The organism is Polynucleobacter asymbioticus QLW-P1DMWA-1 (genome assembly GCF_000016345.1).
Lineage (GTDB): Bacteria > Pseudomonadota > Gammaproteobacteria > Burkholderiales > Burkholderiaceae > Polynucleobacter > Polynucleobacter asymbioticus.
This window is the reverse complement of record NC_009379.1, coordinates 46,850-70,142: the sequence shown is the minus strand read 5'-3', so window position 1 is coordinate 70,142 and position 23,293 is coordinate 46,850. Positions and strand designations below refer to the sequence as shown.

Genomic DNA, 23,293 nt, shown 5'->3' with positions numbered 1-23,293 from the left:
AAGTAACCTATTAAGCCAATTCAACCAATTTGCCGCCGGCAGCTTCAATAGCTGCTTTTGCGCCTGCAGTTGCAGTAAGGCCTTTGAGGGTTACAGCAATCTTGAGTTCACCAGTCTTGATAACCTTAACTGCATTGATTTGCTCACCAGCAAAACCATGGGCTTTCAATACCAACAAGTCCACCTCTGGCAAGTTGATTTTTGCTAAGTCATTTAAAGTAATTTGACCAACGTGACGACGTGTCATAGACACGAAACCGCGTTTTGGCAAACGACGATACATAGGCATTTGACCGCCTTCGAATCCAACCTTGTGGAAACCACCAGAACGGGATTTTTGACCTTTGTGACCACGGCCAGCAGTTTTACCGAGACCAGAACCAATGCCGCGTCCTACGCGACGACGGTTTTTCTTGGAGCCCTCTGCGGGTTTGAGTGTATTGAGTTGCATATTATTCGCCTATTTACTTGCTAGCTATTAGCCAATGACTTTAACTAGATAAGAAACTTTATTAATCATGCCGCGAACAGCTGGCGTGTCTTCCAATTCAGAAACTGAATTGATACGACCAAGGCCTAAGCCACGTACAGTTGCACGGTGGCTTTCGCGTGTGCCGATCAAGCTGCGTACTAATTGCAGTTTGACTTTGGTGTTAGATGTTGTCATTTATAGATTCCTAATCTTTTGGTCTTAGCCGAGAATCTCTTCAACTGACTTACCGCGCTTAGCAGCAATCTCAGCAGGAGTACTCATTTTGCTTAAACCATCAATCGTTGCACGAACCAAGTTGTATGGGTTGGTAGAACCGAGAGACTTAGCTACAACGTTAGTTACGCCCATTACGTCGAAAATTGCTCGCATTGGGCCGCCAGCAATAATTCCAGTACCGTCTTTAGCTGGAGAAATCAAAACGCGTGACGCGCCATGCTGACCAGTAACAGTGTGTTGCAAAGTACCTTTACGCAATGTCACCTTGATCATCTTGCGACGTGCTTCATCCATTGCCTTTTGAACAGCAACTGGAACTTCTTTTGATTTGCCTTTACCCATGCCGATGCGACCATCGCCATCGCCAACTACAGTGAGTGCAGCGAAGCCAAGAATACGACCACCCTTAACCACTTTAGTTACACGATTAACAGCGATCATCTTCTCGCGAAGACCATCATCACGCTCTTCGTTTTGCATCTTAGTTTGCATTTTTGCCATGTTTTTTCCTAAACCCTATTAGAACTTCAGGCCGGCTTCACGCGCAGCTTCAGCTAAGGCCTTAATACGGCCGTGGTAACGATGACCGGAACGATCAAAAGCAACATCAACAACACCTGCCTTAACAGCACGCTCAGCAACCAACTTGCCAATTTGTGCAGCCGCTTGGGCATTGCCGCCGTTTTTGATCGCTTGGCGCAAATCTTTTTCCATTGTTGAAGCAGCTGCCACAACTTTGGTTCCGCATGGGCTATAAACCTGAGCAGAAATATGTGTATTGCTACGGATAACTGTTAAGCGATTTGCTTGAGCTTCAGCAATGCGAATACGAGTCTGCCGAGCACGTCTTTGTCTGGATTCGTCTTTATTCATTTTCTAATCTCGCTTACTTCTTCTTAGTTTCTTTCAGGTGCACAACCTCATCCACGTAGCGAACGCCTTTGCCTTTGTAAGGCTCTGGTGAACGGTATGCGCGAACTTCAGCTGCAACCTGGCCAACTTGCTGCTTGTTGGAACCTTTGATAATGATTTCAGTTTGAGTTGGAGTCTCAGCCTTCACACCCTTTGGCAGGTTGTAAATAATGTCATGCGAGAAACCTAACTGCAATTTCAATGTTTCACCTTGAGCAGCAGCACGGTAACCAACGCCTACCAAGCTGAGCTTGCGCTCAAAGCCAGTAGTTACGCCAACAACCATGTTGTTTACCAAAGCACGTGCTGTACCTGACTGAGCGCCAGCTTCTGGTGAGTCGTTATTTAAAACAACTGTCAAGACGCCATCTTCTTGTTTCAAACCAACAGAAGGATGCAAATTGTGTGTCAAAGTACCCAAAGGGCCCTTAACAGTAACGTTAGCACCGTTGATGCTGATCTCAGCGCCCTTAGGAACTGTAATTGGTGATTTACCTACGCGGGACATATTTCGCTCCTTAAGCTACGTAGCAAATAACTTCGCCGCCCACGCCTGTTGCACGTGCTTTACGGTCTGTCATTACGCCTTGAGGGGTTGAAATAATTGCAATGCCCAAGCCATTCATTACTTCTGGAATGTCATGACGGCCTTTATAGATACGCAGACTTGGTGTCGAAACACGGTCGATACGCTCAATAACAGGACGGCCTGCATAGTATTTAAGATCAATATGGAGCACTGGCTTAGCTGCCTCACCTTTGATTTCAAAACTTTCGATATAGCCTTCATCTTGCAAAACTTTTGCAATAGCTACTTTAACTTTTGACGACGGCATCAAGACTACGGGTTTCTGCACTGCTTGCGCATTGCGGATCCGGGTCAACATGTCGGCGATTGGATCGCTGATACTCATGAGTTCTCCTAATTCTTTCGCCGCTTACCAGCTGGCCTTGGTTAAACCGGGGATTTCGCCACGGAAGGCGATTTCACGAATCTTGCTACGAGCCAAACCGAATTTACGGAATGTGCCACGTGGTCGACCGGTTAATGAACAACGATTTCTTTGACGAATCGGGCTTGCGTTACGTGGAAGTGCCTGTAGCTTTAAACGAGCTTCATAGCGTTCTTCATCGCTGCGTGATTGATCAGCAATGATCGCTTTGAGTTCGGCACGCTTTACAGCGTACTTCTCTACAGTTTTTGCGCGCTTATTCTCGCGCTCAATCAGGGATAGTTTTGCCACGTTAGCCTCTTAATTGCGGAAAGGGAATTTGAATGCTGCCAACAAAGCTTTTGCTTCTTCATCGGTTTTAGCAGTCGTCGTAATACTGATATTGAGACCGCGGAGGGCATCAATTTTGTCGTATTCGATTTCAGGAAAAATGATCTGTTCTTTAACGCCGATGTTGTAGTTACCACGGCCGTCAAATGCTTTACCAGAGATTCCACGGAAGTCACGTACGCGTGGCAATGCAACAGTAACGAAACGATCCAAGAATTCGTACATGCGCTGACCGCGCAATGTCACCATGGCGCCGATTGGGTAGCCTTGACGAATTTTGAAACCTGCAATCGCTTTTTTAGCTTTAGTCACAACTGGCTTTTGACCGGCAACCTTAGTTAAATCACCAACTGCATTTTCGATAATTTTCTTATCGTTCACGGCATCGCCCAAACCCATGTTTAGGGTAACTTTAGTGATGCGTGGAACTTCCATTACTGACTTGTAACCAAATTTGGTAATCAAGTCGGCAACGACTTTTTCTTGATAGTGTTCTTGAAAACGTGTGCTCATAATTTCTCCGTGCCCCTTATGCGCTTAAAGTTGCGCCAGTGGTTTTGAGGAAACGCTGCTTTTTACCGTCAACGAGTTTGATACCAACACGTGATGGTTTGCCGTTACCGTCAACCACAGCCACATTAGAAATGTGAACAGGCATCGTCTTGTCAATCATGCCGCCAGTAACACCGGCTGCTGGATTTGGCTTAACGCTCTTTTTATAAATATTTACGCCTTCGATCACTAATTTGTTCTCGAGAACGGCCGTAACTGTTCCTTGCTTGCCCTTATCGCGGCCAGTTAACAGAACTACGGAATCACCTTTACGAATCTTTTTCATATCAGCCTCTTAAATAACTTCGGGGGCGAGAGAAACGATCTTCATGAACTTCTCAGTACGCAATTCGCGTGTGACAGGTCCAAAGATACGTGTGCCAATTGGCTCTAACTTAGCGTTGAGCAATACCGCAGCGTTTGCATCGAACTTAATCAATGAACCGTCTGGACGGCGAACACCCTTAGCAGTTCTCACTACTACGGCGTTATAAATATCACCTTTTTTTACACGGCCACGTGGAGCAGCGGATTTCACGCTAACTTTGATGACATCACCGATACTGGCGTAACGACGCTTAGAGCCGCCCAATACCTTGATGCACAAAACTTCACTGGCGCCTGTGTTATCGGCAACCTGTAATCTACTTTCGGTTTGTATCATTTCTAATCCCCAACTTATTGGCCAAAGGCAAACAGTCTTGGTTCCGTCTATGGGCTTCAACGAAAATCAAAGCCCGGAATTAATGAAAAACACTGCTTCTCCAATAAAACTAGAGAAGCCTTCTATTCTACTACGTAAAACTGGGATTTGGGAAGAAACTTCACCAAAATCCCTAATATTTCTTTAAATACCCTTTGAAGCCTCAACTAAACGGGTCACAACCCAAGATTTAGTGCGTGAAATTGGCTTAGATTCAGCAATTTCAACGGTATCACCCATCTTGTATGTGCCAGCTTCATCATGAGCATGGTACTTTTTGGATTGGCCAACGTACTTACCAATCACTGGATGCTTAACTTGACGCTCAACCAACACCGTCACAGTTTTTTGCATTTTGTCGCTAACAACGCGGCCCACTAGGGTGCGGCGCAAGGGTTTAGATAATTCTGTCATATCCCTTTTTCCTTATTTCTGTGCAGTCTTTTGGGCGATAAAAGTCTTAACACGAGCGATGTCGCGCTTATTCTTACCCAATTGGCTAGTATTAGTGAGTTGCTGAGTGCCTTTTTGCATGCGAAGTTTAAAACTGGTCTTGAGAAGCTCAGTTAACTCTGCATTCAAAGCAGTCAGATCTTTTGATGCTAATTCTGTATTTTTCATAATCTCTATCCCGATCAACCTAAGTGGCGAATCACGAAAGTGGTCTGTAAAGGCAACTTAGCTGCTGCAAGCTTGAAAGCTTCGCGCGCCAATTGCTCATCAACACCGTCCATCTCGTAGAGCACTTTGCCTGGTTGAATTTCAGCTACGTAGTACTCTGGATTACCTTTACCGTTACCCATACGTACTTCAGCAGGTTTTTGTGAAATTGGCTTATCTGGGAAAATGCGTATCCAAATACGGCCACCACGTTTAATGTGACGGGTCATTGCGCGACGTGCTGACTCGATTTGACGAGCAGTTAGACGTCCACGACCAACGGCCTTCAATCCAAAGTCACCAAAGGCTACTGAACTACCGCGTGTTGCCACACCAGTGTTACGGCCTTTTTGTTCCTTACGATACTTGCGACGCTTTGGTTGTAGCATGCTTACTCTCCTGACTTCTGCGTATCTGCGGCCGGTGTTTCAACCTTACGCACACGCTTTACTGCTGGTTTAGCAGCAACTAATGGCTTGTCTGTGCCAGCAGCTGGTTTACGAGCAGCTGTCTTGCTTGGAGCACGACGAGTTTTCTTTTCTTCAGCGGCTGGCTCTGCTGATGTAGCAGCTGCTTGAGCTTCTGCACCACGACCTAATGTGTCGCCTTTGTATACCCAAACTTTTACACCGATGATGCCGTATGTTGTTTCCGCTTCTGAAGTCGCGTAATCAATATCAGCCTTCAATGTATGGAGTGGAACACGACCTTCACGGTACCATTCGCGGCGAGCAATTTCAGCGCCATTCAAACGGCCAGATGACATGATCTTGATACCTTGTGCACCAAGACGCATTGCATTTTGCATAGCGCGCTTCATTGCACGACGGAACATGATGCGCTTTTCGAGCTGCTGAGTAATAGAATCAGCGATCAATTGTGCGTCAACTTCTGGCTTACGAATTTCTTCAATGTTCACATGAACTGGAACGCCCATACGCTTCTGTAATTCGCGACGGAGCACTTCAATATCTTCGCCTTTTTTACCGATCACAACACCTGGACGTGAGCTATAAATAGTGATGCGTGCATTCTTAGCAGGACGCTCGATCACAACTTTACTAACGGATGCATTCTTCAACTTCTTCTTCAGATAGATGCGGACATCAACGTCCTCTTTCAGCATCTTTGCGAAGTCAGTATTGTTTGCATACCAACGTGATGTCCAATTCTTCGTTACCGCGAGTCGGAATCCGGTTGGGTTTATCTTTTGTCCCATATCTTTCCTTAGTTACTCAAGGTCACGGTAATGTGACATGTTTGTTTTTCGATTTGATTTCCACGACCCTTAGCGCGTGCAGTGAAGCGCTTCAAGGAAGTACCTTTATCAACAATAATTGTTGAAACCTTGAGCTCATCAATATCAGCACCCTTATTGTGTTCAGCATTGGCCATTGCTGACTCAACTACTTTCTTCACAATGAAGGCAGCTTTTTTGGGGCTGAAATTCAAAATGTTCAATGCGCGGGCAATTGGCAAACCACGGATCTGGTCGGCGACCAAACGTGTCTTTTGCGCAGAAATGCGGGCGCTCTTGTGAATAGCTTTAACTTCCATCATCATCCCCTTACTTCTTCGTTACTTTCTTGTCAGCAGCGTGACCTTTGAAAGTACGGGTCAAGGCAAATTCGCCTAACTTATGACCCACCATGTTTTCTGATACATAAACCGGAACGTGTTGACGACCGTTATGCACAGCAATTGTCAGACCAATAAAGTCTGGAAGAATTGTTGAACGGCGTGACCAAGTTTTGATCGGCTTTTTGTCTTTGTTGGCTTGTGCAACTTCAACTTTTTTTACTAAGCTGGCGTCGCAAAATGGGCCTTTTTTAGCTGAACGTGTCATATCTATTTATCCTTATCGCTTAACGTTTTTGACGACGTTGAACGATCATCGAAGTTGTACGCTTATTGCGACGTGTGCGATAACCTTTAGTTGGAGTGCCCCATGGAGATACAGGTACACGGCCTTCGCCAGTTTTACCTTCACCACCACCGTGTGGGTGATCTACTGGGTTCATTGCCACACCGCGAACGGTTGGGCGAATACCACGCCAGCGATTTGCACCTGCTTTACCGATAACTCTCAGGCTATGCTCTTCGTTACCAACTTCACCAATGGTGGCGCGGCACTCAATCAGAACACGGCGAACTTCACCGGAACGCAAACGAACCTGAGCGTATACACCTTCACGCGCTAACAATACTGCTGAACCACCAGCAGAACGGGCTACTTGAGCACCCTTACCCGGCATGATTTCTACGCAGTGAATTGTGCTACCAACTGGAATATTGCGAATTGGCAAATTGTTTCCAGATTTGATTGGCGCTTCTGAACCGCTCATTAAAGATTGGCCAACAGTCATACCTTTAGCAGCAGGAATATAACGACGCTCACCATCAGCAAACACGATCAACGCAATGTTTGCGCTGCGGTTTGGATCGTATTCCAAGCGTTCAACTTTTGCTGGAATACCATCTTTGTCGTTGCGTTTGAAGTCAACAACACGATAGTGATGCTTATGACCACCACCTTTATGACGGGTAGTGATGTGACCGTTATTATTACGGCCCGCTTTTTGGAACTGTGGCTCTAGCAATGGTGCAAAAGGTTTACCTTTATGGAGGTCAGGATTGACCACCTTCACCATTGAACGACGACCTGGTGAGGTCGGTTTTGTCTTCATCAAAGGCATGATTAATTCGCCTCCGCTTCAAAGTTAATTTCTTGACCTGGTTTCAAATTCACATAGGCCTTCTTAGTGTGGTCGCGACGACCTTCAAAACGGCCATAGCGCTTAGGCTTACCTTTTTGATTCACGATTTGAACTGAGTCAACCTGCACTTTGAAGAGCAATTCAACTGCTTGTTTCACATCGCTCTTGTTAGCATCGCGAGCTACTTGGAAAACTACTTGTTCGTTTTTCTCTGCAACCATAGTGGCTTTTTCAGAGATAACTGGTCCAAGCAGAACCTTCATTAAACTGTGATCGTTTTTACGGACTTGGCTCATTTCAGCAACTCCTCAATTTTTGCGATCGCTGCTTTGCTAACCAATACTTTTTTGTATTGAACCAAAGCTAAAGGATCGGCATGCTGTGGCTCACATACAGCAACCTTATGCAAGTTGCGTGACGCCAAGTACAAGTTCTCACTAACCTGATCAACAATAATCAAGACTGAATCTAAGCCCATTGCTTTAACTTTGTCAGCTAAAACTTTAGTCTTTGGAGCGTCAAGAGAAAATTGATCTACAACATTCAAACGGCCTTCGCGAGCTAATTGAGACAAAATTGATCTCATACCAGCGCGATACATTTTCTTGTTTACTTTTTGGCTGAAATTCTCTTCTGGAGAATTTGGGAATATACGACCACCTCCACGCCATAGCGGGGAAGAGCTCATACCAGCACGTGCACGACCAGTACCCTTTTGACGCCAAGGCTTTTTGGTTGTGTGCTTAACTTGCTCACGGTCTTTTTGCGCACGGTTACCGCTACGCGCATTTGCTTGGTAGGCCACTACAACTTGGTGTACCAATGCTTCGTTATATTCACGTTCGAATACTTCTGGTGAAGCTTGTACGCCCGCACCCAAAGTACCGTTGTCCTGGAGAAGCTTAAGTTCCATATTCGCTCTCCTTATTTCTTCTTCAACGGTGTCTTCACCGCTGGAGTAACAATAACTTTACCGCCTGGGGCACCTGGAATAGCGCCTTTAACCATGATGAGATTACGTTCTGCATCAATGCGTGCGATGACTAAATTTTGAACTGTACGTGTAACGTCACCCAAGTGACCGGTCATACGCTTACCAGGGAAAACACGACCTGGATCTTGCGCCATACCGATAGAGCCTGGAACGTTATGTGAACGTGAGTTACCGTGGGATGCACGACCAGAAGCGAAGTGATAACGCTTGATGGTACCTGCGTAGCCCTTACCGATAGACACGCCTTGTACGTCCACTTTTTGACCAGCAGTAAATGCAGTATCAGCAGGAATAACTTGTCCTGGTGTCATTTCCGCGATTTTTGCTGCGTCTAATTGGAATTCGTTGAGACCGTTACCAGCCATCACACCAGCTTTGGCGAAGTGACCAGCCATTGCCTTAGTAACGCGAGTAGCTCTACGTGTGCCATGTGCCAACTGGATAGCATCATAGCCATCAGTTGCCTGGGTCTTGATTTGAGCGATTCTGTTATCGCTCACGTCAATTACGGTTACAGGGATTGAATCCCCTTCGTCCGTAAATAGACGGGTCATGCCGACCTTGCGGCCGATTAAGCCTAAGCTCATATTCATGCTCCACGCCGACTTCGATTGGTCGGCAAAATTAATTTAAGTGATTTACAAGTAAAAGTACTTCTAAATCAATAACTTACAACGTTTTTAATGCTGATAAAACTAAGATTTCTCCCAAATAATTGAGAGAAGCCTTAGATTCTATCCCGAAATACCGATCTTGACAAGCAAAAAGACCGGAAAAAACTAATTACTGCAACTTAATTTCGACATCCACGCCTGCTGGAAGGTCTAATTTCATCAAAGCATCTACAGTTTTCTCTGTAGGATCAACGATATCCATCAAACGGAGATGGGTACGGATCTCTAACTGATCACGAGATGTCTTGTTTACGTGTGGTGAACGCAAGATATCAAAGCGCTCAATACGTGTTGGCAAAGGTACTGGACCCTTAACAACTGCACCAGTGCGCTTAGCTGTATCAACGATTTCAGCTGCAGACTGGTCGATTAAACGGTAATCAAATGCTTTAAGGCGAATACGAATTTTTTGGTTTTGCATATTAATTCCAAAGAGCGTTGTGGTGCTGCCACGTTATACATCTAAAGAGCTCGGTGACATCAGCAGCACTGATGTCACCGGTTAGCAAACCGCTAAATATTATTTACTTCTACTGCCTGAATCTATATATAACTTAAGCCAAAATCTTTGCAACCACGCCGGCGCCAACAGTACGGCCACCTTCGCGGATCGCAAAACGTAAACCTTCTTCCATCGCGATAGGAGCGATGAGTTTTACGGTAATGGTTACGTTATCACCAGGCATCACCATTTCTTTGTCTTTTGGCAACTCGATTGAACCAGTTACGTCCGTAGTACGGAAGTAAAACTGTGGACGATAGTTGTTAAAGAATGGAGTATGACGGCCACCTTCGTCTTTACCCAAGATATACACCTCGGCTGTAAAGTGAGTATGTGGAGTGATTGAACCTGGCTTAGCCAATACTTGGCCGCGCTCAACTTCTTCACGTTTTGTACCGCGTAACAAGATACCAACGTTATCGCCTGCTTGACCTTGGTCGAGCAATTTGCGGAACATTTCAACACCAGTACAAGTCGTTTTGAGAGTTGGCTTAATACCAATGATTTCAATCTCTTCGCCAACTTTAACGATACCGCGCTCGATACGACCAGTCACCACAGTACCGCGACCGGAGATAGAGAACACGTCTTCTACTGGCATCAAGAACGCACCATCAATAGCACGCTCTGGAGTTGGGATGTATGTATCTAATGCTTCAGCCAATTTCATGATGGCTTCTTTACCCATTGGGCCTTCGTCGCCTTCAAGGGCTAACTTAGCAGAACCTTGGATGATTGGTGTGTCGTCACCTGGGAAGTCGTATTTAGATAGAAGCTCACGAACTTCCATTTCAACGAGTTCTAACAATTCAGCGTCATCAACCATGTCGCACTTGTTCAGGAACACAACGATGTAAGGAACACCAACTTGGCGTGCCAAGAGGATGTGCTCACGAGTTTGTGGCATTGGGCCGTCAGCAGCAGAACAAACCAAAATAGCGCCGTCCATTTGGGCAGCGCCAGTAATCATGTTCTTCACGTAGTCAGCATGTCCTGGGCAATCCACGTGAGCGTAGTGACGGTTTGCAGTCTCGTACTCAACGTGCGCTGTATTAATCGTAATACCGCGTGCTTTTTCTTCAGGAGCAGCATCGATCTGATCGTATGCTTTTGCTTCGCCACCGAATGCTTTAGAAAGCACGGTTGCAATTGCTGCTGTCAATGTGGTTTTACCGTGGTCAACGTGACCGATGGTGCCTACGTTTACGTGCGGTTTTGTCCGCTCGAACTTTTCTTTTGCCATTTTTGTCTGCCTTCTTTAGCTAGTCAATATTCAAAATTAATGTGGATAAATTACTTCGCTTTAGCAGCCATAACTGCTTCTGCAACGTTCTTAGGTGCTTCGGAATAATGCTTAAATTCCATGGTGTAGGTAGCGCGACCTTGGGTCAACGAGCGCAAGCCAGTTGAGTAACCAAACATCTCTGCCAATGGCACTTCAGCACGAACAATCTTGCCGCCGCCTGGAATGTCATCCATACCTTGCAAAATACCGCGACGTGATGAGAGGTCACCCATTACGTTACCCATGAAATCTTCTGGTGTTTCAACTTCAACAGCCATCATTGGCTCAAGCAACACTGGGGATGCTTTGCGCATACCATCTTTGAATGCCATCGAGCCCGCCATCTTAAATGCGTTTTCATTGGAGTCAACGTCATGGTATGAACCGAAGAATAATGTTGCCTTGATATCTACAACTGGATAACCAGCCAAAATACCGGAGTTCAATGTTTCGCGAATGCCTTTTTCTACAGCAGGGATGTATTCGCGAGGAACTACACCGCCCTTAATAGCGTCAATGAATTCAAAGCCTTTTCCTGGCTCTTGTGGCTCAAGCTTCAATACAACGTGACCGTATTGACCGCGACCACCAGACTGCTTAACAAATTTACCTTCGATTTCTTCGCAAACCTTGCGAATAGTTTCGCGATAGGCGACTTGTGGCTTACCAACAGTAGCTTCAACACCAAACTCACGACGCATACGGTCAACTAAGATTTCCAAATGGAGCTCGCCCATTCCAGAAATAATCGTTTGTCCAGACTCTTCATCTGTCTTAACGCGGAATGAAGGATCTTCTTGTGCCAGACGATTCAAAGCAAGACCCATTTTTTCTTGGTCAGGTTTAGTCTTTGGCTCAACTGCTTGTGAAATAACAGGCTCTGGGAATACCATGCGCTCCAAAATCACGATGCTATCTGGATCACATAATGTTTCACCAGTAGTTGCGTCTTTTAGACCAACAGCTGCAGCGATATCGCCTGCGTAAACTTCTTTAATTTCTTCACGTTGGTTTGCGTGCATTTGCAACAAACGACCAACACGTTCTTTCTTGCCCTTGATTGGGTTGTAGATCGTGTCGCCAGATTTCATTACACCTGAGTAAACACGGAAGAAGATGAGCTGACCAACGAATGGGTCAGTCATGATCTTAAATGCTAACGCTGAGAATTTCTCTGCATCATCAGCTTTACGTGTTGTTGGTGTTCCGTCTTCCAATTCACAAGGAACTGGTGGAACGTCTAATGGGGATGGCAATAATTCAACAACTGCATCCAGCATCGCCTGAACGCCTTTGTTTTTGAAAGCAGTTCCACACATCATTGGAATGATTTCATTGGCAATCGTGCGTTGACGCAATGCTGCTTTGATTTCTTCTTCGGTTAACTCTTCGCCACCGAGATACTTCTCCATCAACTCTTCAGAGCTTTCAGCGGCAGCTTCAACCATCTTCTCGCGCCACTCTTCTGCAGATGCTTTTAATTCAGCAGGAATTTCTTCGTAGCTAAATTTTGTACCTTGTGAAGCCTCATCCCAATAGATGGCCTTCATTTTGACCAAGTCGACAACGCCTTTGAAATTTTCTTCTGCGCCGATAGGGATTTGGATCAAGATAGGGTTTGCCTTCAAGCGCAACTTCATCTGGTCATAGACCTTGAAGAAGTTAGCGCCTGTACGGTCCATCTTGTTTACAAATGCTAAACGTGGCACTTGATACTTGTTCGCCTGACGCCAAACTGTTTCAGATTGCGGCTGTACGCCACCTACTGCACAGTAAACCATGCAAGCGCCATCTAAAACACGCATTGAACGCTCAACTTCAATCGTAAAGTCTACGTGTCCTGGGGTATCAATAATATTGATGCGATGCTCTGGGAAATTACCAGCCATGCCCTTCCAGAACGTTGTAGTAGCAGCAGAAGTAATGGTGATACCACGCTCTTGCTCTTGCTCCATCCAGTCCATAGTTGCAGCACCATCATGCACTTCACCGATTTTGTGATTAACACCGGTGTAGAACAAAACGCGTTCTGTTGTTGTTGTCTTACCTGCATCAATGTGAGCAGAGATACCGATATTGCGGTATTTGTCGATAGGGGTTTTACGTGCCACTGTTGGTACCTTTTCTTTGCTGTGCGATTAGAAGCGGAAATGTGAGAAAGCTTTGTTAGCTTCTGCCATACGGTGAACTTCTTCACGCTTCTTCATTGCTCCGCCGCGACCTTCTGCAGCTTCTAATAATTCGTTGGCCAAACGTTGGGCCATCGATTTTTCACCGCGCTTTTTAGCGGCTTCGCGCACCCAGCGCATTGCCAAAGCAGAGCGGCGTGATGGGCGAACTTCAACAGGAACCTGGTAGTTTGCACCACCAACACGACGGCTCTTCACCTCAACCATTGGCTTAACGTTGCCCATAGCTGTTGAGAAAATTTCGAGTGGTTCTTTGTTTGCTTTTTTCTCGATGTGATCAAAGGCACCGTAAACGATACGCTCTGCAACCGATTTCTTACCGTCCAACATGAGGACGTTCATGAATTTAGCTACTTCTACATTACCGAATTTTGGATCCGGCAAAATTTCCCGTTTGGGAACTTCACGACGACGTGGCATAACTACTCCTTCAGTTCAGTTAGGGGTGTCCCACATGGATCACCCGCTCCGGCCGTCCTACTATCCAGAAAAATTTCCAGACGGAACGGCCACTTACTTGTCTTTTAAGTCTGACAAACGAAGACTTACTGCAAATACTTTAGTTGCTATTAAGCAGCTTTCTTAGCGCGCTTAGCACCGTACTTGGAACGTGATTGCTTACGGTCTTTAACACCTTGCAAGTCAAGTGAGCCACGAACGATGTGATAACGAACACCTGGCAAATCCTTTACACGACCACCACGGATCAACACTACTGAGTGTTCCTGGAGGTTATGGCCTTCACCACCAATGTATGAAATCACTTCAAAACCATTGGTTAAGCGTACTTTGGCTACTTTACGCAGCGCAGAGTTAGGCTTTTTAGGAGTGGTTGTGTACACACGTGTACATACACCACGGCGCTGCGGACTGTTTTCCAGTGCAGGGCTCTTGCTTTTAACGATAAGCCTGGATCTTGGCTTGCGTATTAATTGATTAATTGTTGGCATAAAATAGCTCGGTTAGTACTTCTTTGTTGCTTTCTTTAAGAAAATCAATGACTTAGAGAATTTCTAGGTCAAAAAGACCCTCTTCTGAATCAGTAGAACTCAGCATTCTAGCTTGGCCAGCCTTTTCCGTCAACCAAATGGGGAAAAAACTGGCCAATTCTGGCCAGAATTACCAAATTAGCTTGGATCAGCCTCCCCAGCAGGAGCAATGACTTCAGCCTCTATTTCTACAGGCGTATTAGCAATTGCCTCCTCTTCGGCAGCAATCATCTGAGCGCGGTCACGCTCGAATTGCTCTCTGACCTTGCGTGCACGGCGGTAAGACAAGCCAGTACCCGCAGGGATCAGACGACCAATAATGACGTTTTCCTTGAGGCCACGGAGTGTATCGGTCTTGCCCATAATTGCGGCTTCGGTCAATACACGGGTGGTTTCTTGGAAAGAAGCCGCTGAAATGAAGCTGTCGGTCGACAAAGATGCCTTGGTAATGCCCAATAAAACGTTCTCAAACTGAGCTGGGCGCTTACCTGCAGCAATGACCAAATCGTTAGCGTCATACAGTTTTGAACGCTCAACTTGCTCACCAGTGATGTAGGCAGTATCGCCACCATCAGTGATTTGCACACGACGCAACATTTGACGCACGATAACTTCGATGTGCTTGTCGTTAATCTTCACGCCTTGCAAACGGTAAACGTCTTGAACTTCGTCAACGATGTAGATAGCTAACTCTTCAATACCCCTGAGTGTCAAGATATCGTGTGGATCAGCAGGACCTTCCACAATCATCTCGCCCTTGTTCACAACTTGACCGTCATGAACGAGAACTTGCTTCTCTTTAGGAATCAAGAATTCATTGGCTTCGCCGTCCATATCGGTAATAACCAAGCGCTGCTTACCTTTGGTTTCTTTGCCGAAGGAAACTGTACCGGTAACTTTCGCCAATACAGCAGCATCTTTTGGTGAACGTGCTTCGAACAATTCTGCAACGCGTGGCAAACCACCGGTAATATCGCGAGTCTTCTGTGATTCGATTGGAATACGCGCTAATACTTCACCAACTTCAACTTTTTGACCATCTTTAACAGTGATCAAAGCGCCAACTTGCAAGCCAATGTTTACCGGGTGATCTGTGCCCGCAATCATCACTTCGCCGCCCTTGTCATCAACTAAGTTGATCATTGGACGAACGCCTTTGCTAGCAGCACTACGACGCTTACCATCAATCACCACCAAGGTGGAGAGACCAGTTACTTCGTCAACCTGCTTGGCTACAGTAACGCCTTCTTCAACGTTGTCGAAGCGAGCAATACCAGCGTACTCAGAAATGATTGGACGTGTTAACGGATCCCATGTTGCCAAGCTTGCGCCTGCCTTGACTGCAGCATCTTCTTTGAACAAGAGAGTTGCGCCGTAAGGCACTTTATGACGCTCACGCTCACGGCCGTTATCGTCAATGATCAAAGCTTCACCAGAACGTGAAATCACGATCTGCTCACCTTTTGCGTTCTTGACAATACGCATCGTGCCAGAGAACTTCAACGCACCATTAGACTTAGCTTCAATATTGCTTGCAACCAAAGCGCGTGACGCCGCACCACCAATGTGGAAGGTACGCATAGTCAACTGTGTGCCTGGCTCACCGATGGACTGAGCAGCGATCACGCCAACTGCCTCACCAACGTTTACCAAACCACCGCGACCTAAATCACGTCCGTAGCACTTAGCGCACAAACCAAAGCGAGTTAAGCATGACAATACTGTGCGAACTTTCACTTCATCAATGCCTAAAGCAACGATTTGATCTACGTGATCCTCGTCGAGCAATGTGTCGTTAGCAACAATAACTTCTTGTGTATCTGGATGAACGATGTCACCGATACATACACGACCCAAAATACGATCGCGCAATGCTTCGATAATTTCGCCGCCCTCTACGAGAGCCTTCATTGTTACGCCTGAAGTTGCACCGCAATCATCTTCGATCACAACGAGGTCTTGAGTTACGTCGCACAAACGACGTGTCAAGTAACCTGAGTTCGCTGTCTTCAATGCCGTATCGGCTAGACCTTTACGAGCACCGTGGGTTGAGATGAAGTACTGCAATACGTTCAAGCCTTCACGGAAGTTCGCAGTAATTGGGGTTTCAATAATGGAGCCATCAGGCTTCGCCATCAAACCACGCATACCGGCCAACTGACGAATCTGCGCTGCAGATCCACGTGCACCAGAATCCGCCATCATATAGATAGAGTTAAAGGATTCTTGACGCACAGTTTTACTGTTACGGTCGAGTACGTCAACGTGCGATAACTCATCCATCATCGCTTTGCCAACTTGGTCGCCAGCTGCGCCCCAAATATCAACCACGTTGTTATAACGCTCTTGATTGGTTACGAGACCTGACATGAACTGCTTGTCATACTCTTTAACCTTGTTAGTGGCTTCAGTGATGATGCGCTCTTTAGAGGTAGGAATCAGCATATCGTCGATTGCAACCGAGATACCAGCATTTGTTGCCAAGCGGAAACCAGACTGCAAGAGACGGTCAGCAAAAATAACTGTTTCACGGAGACCGCACTTACGGAATGAAGTGTTTATCAAACGTGAGATTTCTTTTTTCTTCAGAGGCTTATTGATTTCCTCAAAAGTCATACCCTTAGGCAAGATTTCTGACAAGATTGCACGGCCAACTGAAGTTTGATAGATCTTGGTCTTTTCAGCAAAACGGGCATCGCCCTCTGCTTTCTTATCCACAATCTCAAACTCAGTAATACGCACAGCAACGCGTGAAGCCAATTCAACCTGGCCAGCTTCATGTGCACGAATGACTTCAGCGATATTAGCGAAAACCATGCCTTCGCCTTTACCATTGATCTTGTCACGAGTAGCGTAGTACAGACCTAACACCACGTCCTGTGAAGGAACGATAGATGGTTCGCCGTTAGCTGGGAACAATACGTTGTTCGAAGCCAACATCAATGTACGCGCCTCCATTTGTGCTTCGAGCGACAAAGGAACGTGAACCGCCATTTGGTCACCGTCAAAGTCGGCGTTAAATGCCGCGCAGACTAATGGGTGCAATTGGATCGCCTTACCTTCAATCAGCATTGGCTCGAAAGCCTGAATACCGAGACGGTGTAATGTAGGCGCACGGTTCAACATGATTGGATGTTCACGAATCACTTCTTCGAGAATGTCCCAAACGATTGGAGTCTGACTTTCAACCTCTTTCTTCGCAGCCTTAATAGTAGTTGCGATTCCCAAAGTCTCGAGCTTGTTGAAAATGAATGGCTTGAACAATTCCAAGGCCATCAATTTTGGTAAGCCGCACTGATGCAATTTCAATGTCGGGCCAACCACGATGACTGAACGACCTGAGTAGTCAACACGTTTACCCAACAAGTTTTGACGGAAACGACCGCTCTTACCTTTAATCATCTCAGCCAAGGACTTCAACGGACGCTTGTTAGCGCCAGTCATAGCCTTACCGCGACGACCGTTGTCGAGCAATGAGTCAACCGCTTCCTGCAACATGCGTTTTTCGTTACGAACGATGATCTCTGGTGCGCGCAACTCTAACAAACGCTTCAAACGATTGTTACGGTTGATCACACGACGGTAGAGGTCGTTCAAATCGGAAGTAGCGAAGCGACCGCCATCCAATGGCACCAATGGGCGCAACTCTGGTGGCAATACTGGCAACACTTCCATGATCATCCAGTCAGGCTTAATACCTGAAGTCTGGAACGCCTCGAGCACTTTTAAGCGCTTAGCGTATTTCTTGATCTTGGCATCGCTACCAGTAGCTTTCAAATCGGCACGAATCGTCTCTACTTCACGATCGATATCGATACCGCGCAAGAGGTCACGAATACCTTCCGCGCCCATGATGGCAGTAAATGCACCGTCACCATACTCTTCAGTCTTGGCAATGTACTCATCTTCAGACATGATCTGACCGCGCTTCATCGCGCCTTCAGGAGTCATGCCAGGATCAACGACTACATAAGCTTCAAAGTAAAGAACGCGCTCGATATCACGCAATGTCATATCGAGAACCATACCCAAACGGGATGGTAAGGATTTCAAGAACCAAATGTGCGCTACAGGGGCAGCTAACTCAATGTGGCCCATGCGCTCACGACGTACCTTGGCGAGCGTAACTTCAACGCCGCACTTCTCGCAGATAACGCCACGGAACTTTAAGCGCTTGTACTTGCCGCATAAGCACTCGTAGTCTTTAGTTGGTCCAAAAATCTTGGCGCAGAACAAACCATCACGCTCGGGCTTAAAAGTCCGGTAGTTAATGGTTTCTGGTTTGCGTACTTCACCAAAAGACCATGAGCGAATTTTCTCAGGGGATGCAAGACCAATCTTGATGACATCAAACTGCTCATCACCCTGCGTTTGCTTAAATAAATCGAGCAATGCTTTCATATCAGTTGCGCTCCATGTCAATGTCAATACCCAACGAGCGGATTTCTTTTACCAACACGTTGAAGGATTCGGGCATGCCAGCATCAATTGTGTGCTCGCCCTTGACGATGTTTTCGTAAACCTTGGTACGGCCTGCGACGTCATCGGACTTCACTGTCAGCATTTCCTGCAAGACATATGAAGCACCGTATGCTTCGAGGGCCCAAACTTCCATCTCACCAAAGCGCTGACCACCAAACTGAGCTTTACCGCCCAGTGGTTGTTGCGTGACTAACGAGTAAGGTCCAGTTGAACGTGCGTGCATCTTGTCATCGACCAAATGGTGGAGTTTCAAGACGTGCATTACACCAACAGTTACAGGACGCTCAAACTGATCACCAGTACGGCCGTCGCACAAAATCATTTGCTGACGTGAAGGCGTCATCTTCAAAGAAGTAGCTACTTCTTCTGGATAAGCCAACTCGAGCATGCGTCCGATTTCAGCTTCAGTTGCACCGTCAAACACTGGAGTAGCGAATGGCAAGCCTTGGCGTAAATTCTCAGCCAAAACTGTGATCTGCTCATCAGTGAAGTTATCGATATCTTCGATACGACCAGTTTCGTTGTAAAGCTGCTTCAAGAACTTGCGGAGTTCAGCTTGCTTAACCTGTTGACGAACCATCTCATCAATACGCTTACCAATACCTTGAGCCGCCCAACCTAAGTGGGTTTCCAAGATCTGACCTACGTTCATACGGGAAGGAACGCCCAATGGGTTCAAGACGATGTCAACAGGGCGTCCGTCAGCCATAAATGGCATGTCTTCCGCAGGGGCGATTTTAGAAACCACGCCTTTGTTACCGTGACGACCGGCCATCTTGTCACCAGGCTGTAAGCGACGCTTAACAGCTAAGTACACCTTCACCATCTTCGTTACGCCAGCCTGCAAATCATCACCTTGAGTAAGCTTGGTGCGCTTCTCTTCGAATGCCTCATCAAACTGCTTACGCTTCGCTTCGATAGACGATTTGATTGCTTCAACTTGTGTAGCAACTTCTTCATCTGCTGGACGAACATCGAACCAATGGTATTTATCTAAGCTGGCAAGGTATTCCTTGTCGATCTTAGTGCCTTTAGCTAATTTCTGAGGACCACCATTGGCAACTTTGCCAATCAACAGTTTTTCTAAACGCATGAAGGCATCGCCTTCAACAATACGTAACTGGTCGTTTAAGTCCAAACGATAACGTTGTAATTCTTCTTGAATAATGGCTTGTGCGCGTGCATCGCGCTCAATACCTTCACGGGTGAAGACTTGAACGTCAATAACGGTACCGATCATTCCAGATGGAACGCGCAAAGAAGTATCTTTAACGTCAGATGCTTTTTCGCCGAAGATCGCACGCAGTAACTTTTCTTCTGGAGTGAGAGTAGTCTCACCCTTTGGAGTTACCTTACCAACTAAAACGTCGCCAGCCTCTACTTCAGCACCGATGTAAACAATACCGCTCTCATCCAAACGGGAGAGTTGTGACTCAGCCAAATTGGAAATATCGCGTGTAATTTCTTCTGAACCCAACTTGGTATCGCGCGCAACAACCGACAACTCTTCGATATGAATAGAGGTGTAACGGTCTTCGGCAACCACCTTCTCGGAGATCAAGATTGAATCTTCGAAGTTGTAACCGTTCCATGGCATAAATGCCACGGTCATGTTTTGACCCAAAGCCAATTCGCCCAAATCGGTAGAAGCTCCGTCAGCAACTACGTCACCACGGACTACGCGATCACCGGCCTGAACGATTGGACGTTGATTGATGTTGGTATTTTGGTTTGAGCGGGTGTACTTGATGAGGTTATAAATATCCACACCAACTTCACCGGCCGCAGTCTCGTCATCGTTCACACGAATCACGATACGATTTGCATCAACGTAATCAACAATGCCGCCACGAGTTGCCAAAATAACCGTACCGGAGTCAACCGCAACAATGCGCTCTAAACCAGTGCCAACCAATGGCTTATCAGGACGCAAGCAAGGAACCGCTTGACGTGACATATTCGCACCCATCAAAGCACGGTTCGCATCATCGTGCTCCAAGAATGGAACGAGAGACGCGGCAGCAGAAACAATTTGGCTTGGGGCAACGTCGATGAAATCAATGCGCTCTGGGCTTACCATGATGGTTTCGCCAGCTTGACGCGCCGAAACCAATTCGTCGGCCAACTTACCGCTCTTGTCGATTGTTGCATTTGCCTGAGCAATCACATACTTCGCTTCTTCAATTGCAGAGAGGTAAACCACTTCATCGCTTACCTTGCTATTGGAAACTTTACGGTATGGAGTCTCAAGGAAGCCATGCTCATTCAAACGCGCAAACAAAGCGAGTGAGTTGATCAAACCAATGTTTGGTCCTTCTGGAGTTTCGATAGGGCAAACACGTCCATAGTGGGTTGGATGCACGTCGCGCACTTCGAAGCCTGCGCGCTCGCGTGTCAAACCACCAGGTCCCAATGCAGAAATACGACGCTTGTGCGTGATCTCTGAAAGTGGGTTGGTTTGGTCCATAAACTGGGACAACTGTGAAGAACCGAAGAACTCACGAATAGCAGAAGAGATTGGCTTACTGTTAATCAAGTCATGCGGCATGAGGTTTTCTGTTTCGGCTTGGCCGAGACGTTCTTTAACCGCACGCTCAACACGTGACAAACCAGCACGGAATTGGTTTTCAGCCAACTCGCCAACACAACGTACACGACGATTACCTAAGTGATCGATATCATCCACTTCGCCTTTGCCGTTACGCAAATCTACTAGAGACTTAATTGTGTCGAGAATATCTTCATTTGATAGAACCATTGGACCTTCCATTTCTGGACGGTTCAAACGGCTGTTGACCTTCATACGGCCAACACGTGACAAATCGTAAGTATCTTCGTTATAGAACAAGCGCTGGAACAAGGCTTCAACAGCATCTTCTGTTGGAGGCTCGCCAGGACGCATCATGCGGTAAATGGCGATACGAGCAGCCATTTGATCTGCTGTTTCATCAGTACGCAATGTCTGAGAAATGTAAGCGCCAGAATCTAAATCATTGGTATAGATAGTTTCTAATTGCTTGATGCCTGCATCGCGCAATGTTGCCAACAACTCCTCAGTAATTTCATCATTAGCGTAAGCCAAGATTTCACCAGAATCTGGATCAACAATATTGCGTGCAACCACACGTCCAACCAAATAGTCATCTGGAACGGCGATTGTTTTTGTCTTAGCTGCTTCGAGTTCACGGATGTGTTTGGCATTAATACGCTTGTCTTTTTGAATGACAACAACGCCATTCTTATCAAGCACATCAAAGTTAGCCAACTGACCACGCAAACGCTCTGGAACAAATTCCATTGAACCGCCATTAGCAGTCAATGAAAAATGGTCAAAATTAAAGAAGTTCGCAAGAATCTGTTCGTTATTTAAACCAATTGCTTTGAGCAAAATGGTGACAGGCATCTTACGACGACGGTCAACGCGGAAATAAAGAATGTCTTTTGGATCAAACTCGAAATCGAGCCATGAACCACGGTAAGGAATGATGCGTGCTGAGAACAGCAACTTACCCGAGCTATGTGTTTTGCCCTTATCGTGTTCGAAGAACACGCCTGGGGAGCGGTGCAACTGAGAAACGATCACGCGCTCAGTACCATTAATCACAAAAGAGCCGTTTTCTGTCATGAGTGGAATTTCACCCATGTAGACTTCGCTCTCTTTTACCTCTTTAACCTTAGTAGGCGCTTCGCGATCATAAATAATCAAGCGAACTTTTGCACGTAAGGCAGAGTGGTATGTGTAACCACGCTGTTGACATTCTTTAACGTCAAATGGTGGCTGTGATAACTGGTAAGACACGTATTCCATACGTGCATAGCCGTTGTTAGACACAATTGGGAATGCTGATGTAAAGGCAGCCTGAAGTCCCTCAGTAAGACGAGACATTGCCGGCTTATCAGCCTGTAAAAATTTAGCGTAGGATTCCAGCTGCGTTGCGATCAGGTACGGAACCTGGTGGTTGTTTACTCGCTTAGCAAAGCTTTTACGGACTCGCTTGCGTTCGGTGAAGCTGTAGTTCATTTCATCTCCGAATTCAGCGACTGTACAAAGATTTGGCGATTGGCCACTACCAATCACTGGCGGACAACACTAAACCGAAAGATTTAGTGTCCGACCAAACTTGCATTCTGCAGTCGTATCAGAAGGCAAACCCGATTTCAATCAGAAATGAAATCGGGTTTGACCTCTAGAGGTCAAACCCAACATGGCCAACGCCCCTTTGTGAGAGGCGCCAGCAGTGCTTGTATTACTTGAGTTCTGCTTTAGCGCCAGCTTCTTCAAGCTTCTTCTTAGCTTCTTCAGCTGTCTTCTTATCAACAGCTTCTTTGATTGGCTTAGGTGCACCGTCAACCAAGTCCTTAGCTTCTTTCAAGCCAAGGCCAGTAATTTCGCGAACTGCCTTAATTACTGAAACCTTGTTTGCGCCAGCTTCGAGCAAGTTAACAGTAAATTCTGTTTGCTCTTCAGCAGCAGCACCGCCAGCGGCACCAGCAGGACCAGCAACAGCCATCGCTGCAGCTGAAACGCCAAACTTCTCTTCGAACGCCTTAACCAAGTCGTTCAAATCCATAACGGACATGCTACCTACTGCATCAATGATTTCTTCTTTAGTAATCGCCATTTTTAGCTCCTAATACTTAA

28 protein-coding genes are annotated in these 23,293 nt (G+C 46.3%); all 28 read right to left on the bottom strand.

Annotation, left to right across the window (positions count from 1 at the left end; translation table 11 throughout):
* Window positions 1-10: 10 nt before the first annotated feature.
* Window positions 11-451, bottom strand: coding sequence for a 50S ribosomal protein L15 (gene rplO, locus PNUC_RS00410; RefSeq protein ID WP_011901919.1), 441 nt, complete (start codon window positions 449-451; stop codon window positions 11-13).
* A gap of 27 nt (window positions 452-478) precedes the next feature.
* Window positions 479-667: a 50S ribosomal protein L30 gene (gene rpmD, locus PNUC_RS00405; RefSeq protein ID WP_011901918.1), complete on the bottom strand. Its 189-nt coding sequence runs from the start codon at window positions 665-667 to the stop codon at window positions 479-481.
* 24 nt (window positions 668-691) lie between these two features.
* The gene (gene rpsE / locus PNUC_RS00400) at window positions 692-1,210 is read right to left on the bottom strand and encodes a 30S ribosomal protein S5 (RefSeq protein ID WP_011901917.1); all 519 of its coding nucleotides are present in this window, start codon (window positions 1,208-1,210) and stop codon (window positions 692-694) included.
* Between the two features lie 18 nt (window positions 1,211-1,228).
* On the bottom strand, window positions 1,229-1,582 hold the full coding sequence (rplR, locus tag PNUC_RS00395; protein WP_011901916.1) for a 50S ribosomal protein L18: 354 nt from the start codon (window positions 1,580-1,582) through the stop codon (window positions 1,229-1,231).
* A 13-nt stretch (window positions 1,583-1,595) separates the two neighbouring features.
* Window positions 1,596-2,129: a 50S ribosomal protein L6 gene (gene rplF / locus PNUC_RS00390; protein WP_011901915.1), complete on the bottom strand. Its 534-nt coding sequence runs from the start codon at window positions 2,127-2,129 to the stop codon at window positions 1,596-1,598.
* Between the two features lie 10 nt (window positions 2,130-2,139).
* A complete protein-coding gene (rpsH, locus tag PNUC_RS00385) occupies window positions 2,140-2,535 on the bottom strand; it encodes a 30S ribosomal protein S8 (protein ID WP_011901914.1) in 396 nt (131 codons plus the stop codon).
* A 24-nt stretch (window positions 2,536-2,559) separates the two neighbouring features.
* Window positions 2,560-2,865 carry a 30S ribosomal protein S14 gene (gene rpsN / locus PNUC_RS00380; RefSeq protein ID WP_011901913.1) on the bottom strand — a complete coding sequence of 102 codons (306 nt, stop codon included), beginning with the start codon at window positions 2,863-2,865 and terminating at the stop codon, window positions 2,560-2,562.
* A 9-nt stretch (window positions 2,866-2,874) separates the two neighbouring features.
* Window positions 2,875-3,417 (bottom strand): 50S ribosomal protein L5, encoded by a 543-nt coding sequence (gene rplE / locus PNUC_RS00375; RefSeq protein ID WP_011901912.1) that lies wholly within the window; start codon window positions 3,415-3,417, stop codon window positions 2,875-2,877.
* 16 nt (window positions 3,418-3,433) lie between these two features.
* Window positions 3,434-3,742 carry a 50S ribosomal protein L24 gene (rplX, locus tag PNUC_RS00370; RefSeq protein WP_011901911.1) on the bottom strand — a complete coding sequence of 103 codons (309 nt, stop codon included), beginning with the start codon at window positions 3,740-3,742 and terminating at the stop codon, window positions 3,434-3,436.
* Window positions 3,743-3,751: 9 nt separating this feature from the next.
* Window positions 3,752-4,120 carry a 50S ribosomal protein L14 gene (rplN, locus tag PNUC_RS00365; RefSeq protein WP_011901910.1) on the bottom strand — a complete coding sequence of 123 codons (369 nt, stop codon included), beginning with the start codon at window positions 4,118-4,120 and terminating at the stop codon, window positions 3,752-3,754.
* Window positions 4,121-4,303: 183 nt separating this feature from the next.
* Window positions 4,304-4,573, bottom strand: a complete 270-nt coding sequence (gene rpsQ, locus PNUC_RS00360) for a 30S ribosomal protein S17 (RefSeq protein WP_011901909.1) — start codon at window positions 4,571-4,573, stop codon at window positions 4,304-4,306.
* Between the two features lie 12 nt (window positions 4,574-4,585).
* Window positions 4,586-4,780, bottom strand: coding sequence for a 50S ribosomal protein L29 (rpmC, locus tag PNUC_RS00355; RefSeq protein WP_048812032.1), 195 nt, complete (start codon window positions 4,778-4,780; stop codon window positions 4,586-4,588).
* A 14-nt stretch (window positions 4,781-4,794) separates the two neighbouring features.
* Window positions 4,795-5,208: a 50S ribosomal protein L16 gene (rplP, locus tag PNUC_RS00350; RefSeq protein WP_011901907.1), complete on the bottom strand. Its 414-nt coding sequence runs from the start codon at window positions 5,206-5,208 to the stop codon at window positions 4,795-4,797.
* 2 nt (window positions 5,209-5,210) lie between these two features.
* On the bottom strand, window positions 5,211-6,038 hold the full coding sequence (gene rpsC / locus PNUC_RS00345) for a 30S ribosomal protein S3 (protein ID WP_011901906.1): 828 nt from the start codon (window positions 6,036-6,038) through the stop codon (window positions 5,211-5,213).
* Between the two features lie 8 nt (window positions 6,039-6,046).
* Window positions 6,047-6,379 carry a 50S ribosomal protein L22 gene (gene rplV / locus PNUC_RS00340; protein WP_199920176.1) on the bottom strand — a complete coding sequence of 111 codons (333 nt, stop codon included), beginning with the start codon at window positions 6,377-6,379 and terminating at the stop codon, window positions 6,047-6,049.
* 7 nt (window positions 6,380-6,386) lie between these two features.
* Entirely contained in the window at window positions 6,387-6,665 is a 279-nt protein-coding gene (gene rpsS, locus PNUC_RS00335; protein ID WP_011901904.1) for a 30S ribosomal protein S19, read from the bottom strand.
* A gap of 19 nt (window positions 6,666-6,684) precedes the next feature.
* Entirely contained in the window at window positions 6,685-7,515 is an 831-nt protein-coding gene (gene rplB, locus PNUC_RS00330) for a 50S ribosomal protein L2 (protein WP_011901903.1), read from the bottom strand.
* 2 nt (window positions 7,516-7,517) lie between these two features.
* Window positions 7,518-7,832, bottom strand: coding sequence for a 50S ribosomal protein L23 (rplW, locus tag PNUC_RS00325; RefSeq protein WP_011901902.1), 315 nt, complete (start codon window positions 7,830-7,832; stop codon window positions 7,518-7,520).
* On the bottom strand, window positions 7,829-8,449 hold the full coding sequence (rplD, locus tag PNUC_RS00320) for a 50S ribosomal protein L4 (protein WP_011901901.1): 621 nt from the start codon (window positions 8,447-8,449) through the stop codon (window positions 7,829-7,831). Before rplD ends, rplW begins: the two co-directional genes overlap by 4 nt.
* 11 nt (window positions 8,450-8,460) lie before the next feature.
* Window positions 8,461-9,117: a 50S ribosomal protein L3 gene (gene rplC, locus PNUC_RS00315; protein WP_011901900.1), complete on the bottom strand. Its 657-nt coding sequence runs from the start codon at window positions 9,115-9,117 to the stop codon at window positions 8,461-8,463.
* Between the two features lie 196 nt (window positions 9,118-9,313).
* On the bottom strand, window positions 9,314-9,625 hold the full coding sequence (gene rpsJ / locus PNUC_RS00310; protein WP_011901899.1) for a 30S ribosomal protein S10: 312 nt from the start codon (window positions 9,623-9,625) through the stop codon (window positions 9,314-9,316).
* 133 nt (window positions 9,626-9,758) lie between these two features.
* Complete coding sequence (gene tuf, locus PNUC_RS00305; RefSeq protein ID WP_011901887.1) at window positions 9,759-10,949, bottom strand: elongation factor Tu; 1,191 nt, start codon at window positions 10,947-10,949, stop codon at window positions 9,759-9,761.
* Between the two features lie 50 nt (window positions 10,950-10,999).
* Window positions 11,000-13,102, bottom strand: coding sequence for an elongation factor G (gene fusA / locus PNUC_RS00300; RefSeq protein ID WP_011901898.1), 2,103 nt, complete (start codon window positions 13,100-13,102; stop codon window positions 11,000-11,002).
* Window positions 13,103-13,129: 27 nt separating this feature from the next.
* Window positions 13,130-13,600 (bottom strand): 30S ribosomal protein S7, encoded by a 471-nt coding sequence (gene rpsG, locus PNUC_RS00295; protein WP_011901897.1) that lies wholly within the window; start codon window positions 13,598-13,600, stop codon window positions 13,130-13,132.
* 149 nt (window positions 13,601-13,749) lie between these two features.
* Window positions 13,750-14,130: a 30S ribosomal protein S12 gene (gene rpsL, locus PNUC_RS00290; RefSeq protein ID WP_011901896.1), complete on the bottom strand. Its 381-nt coding sequence runs from the start codon at window positions 14,128-14,130 to the stop codon at window positions 13,750-13,752.
* Window positions 14,131-14,307: 177 nt separating this feature from the next.
* Complete coding sequence (gene rpoC / locus PNUC_RS00285; RefSeq protein ID WP_011901895.1) at window positions 14,308-18,570, bottom strand: DNA-directed RNA polymerase subunit beta'; 4,263 nt, start codon at window positions 18,568-18,570, stop codon at window positions 14,308-14,310.
* A 1-nt stretch (window position 18,571) separates the two neighbouring features.
* Window positions 18,572-22,672 (bottom strand): DNA-directed RNA polymerase subunit beta, encoded by a 4,101-nt coding sequence (rpoB, locus tag PNUC_RS00280; protein WP_011901894.1) that lies wholly within the window; start codon window positions 22,670-22,672, stop codon window positions 18,572-18,574.
* 226 nt (window positions 22,673-22,898) lie between these two features.
* On the bottom strand, window positions 22,899-23,273 hold the full coding sequence (rplL, locus tag PNUC_RS00275) for a 50S ribosomal protein L7/L12 (protein WP_011901893.1): 375 nt from the start codon (window positions 23,271-23,273) through the stop codon (window positions 22,899-22,901).
* Window positions 23,274-23,293 lie beyond the last annotated feature (20 nt).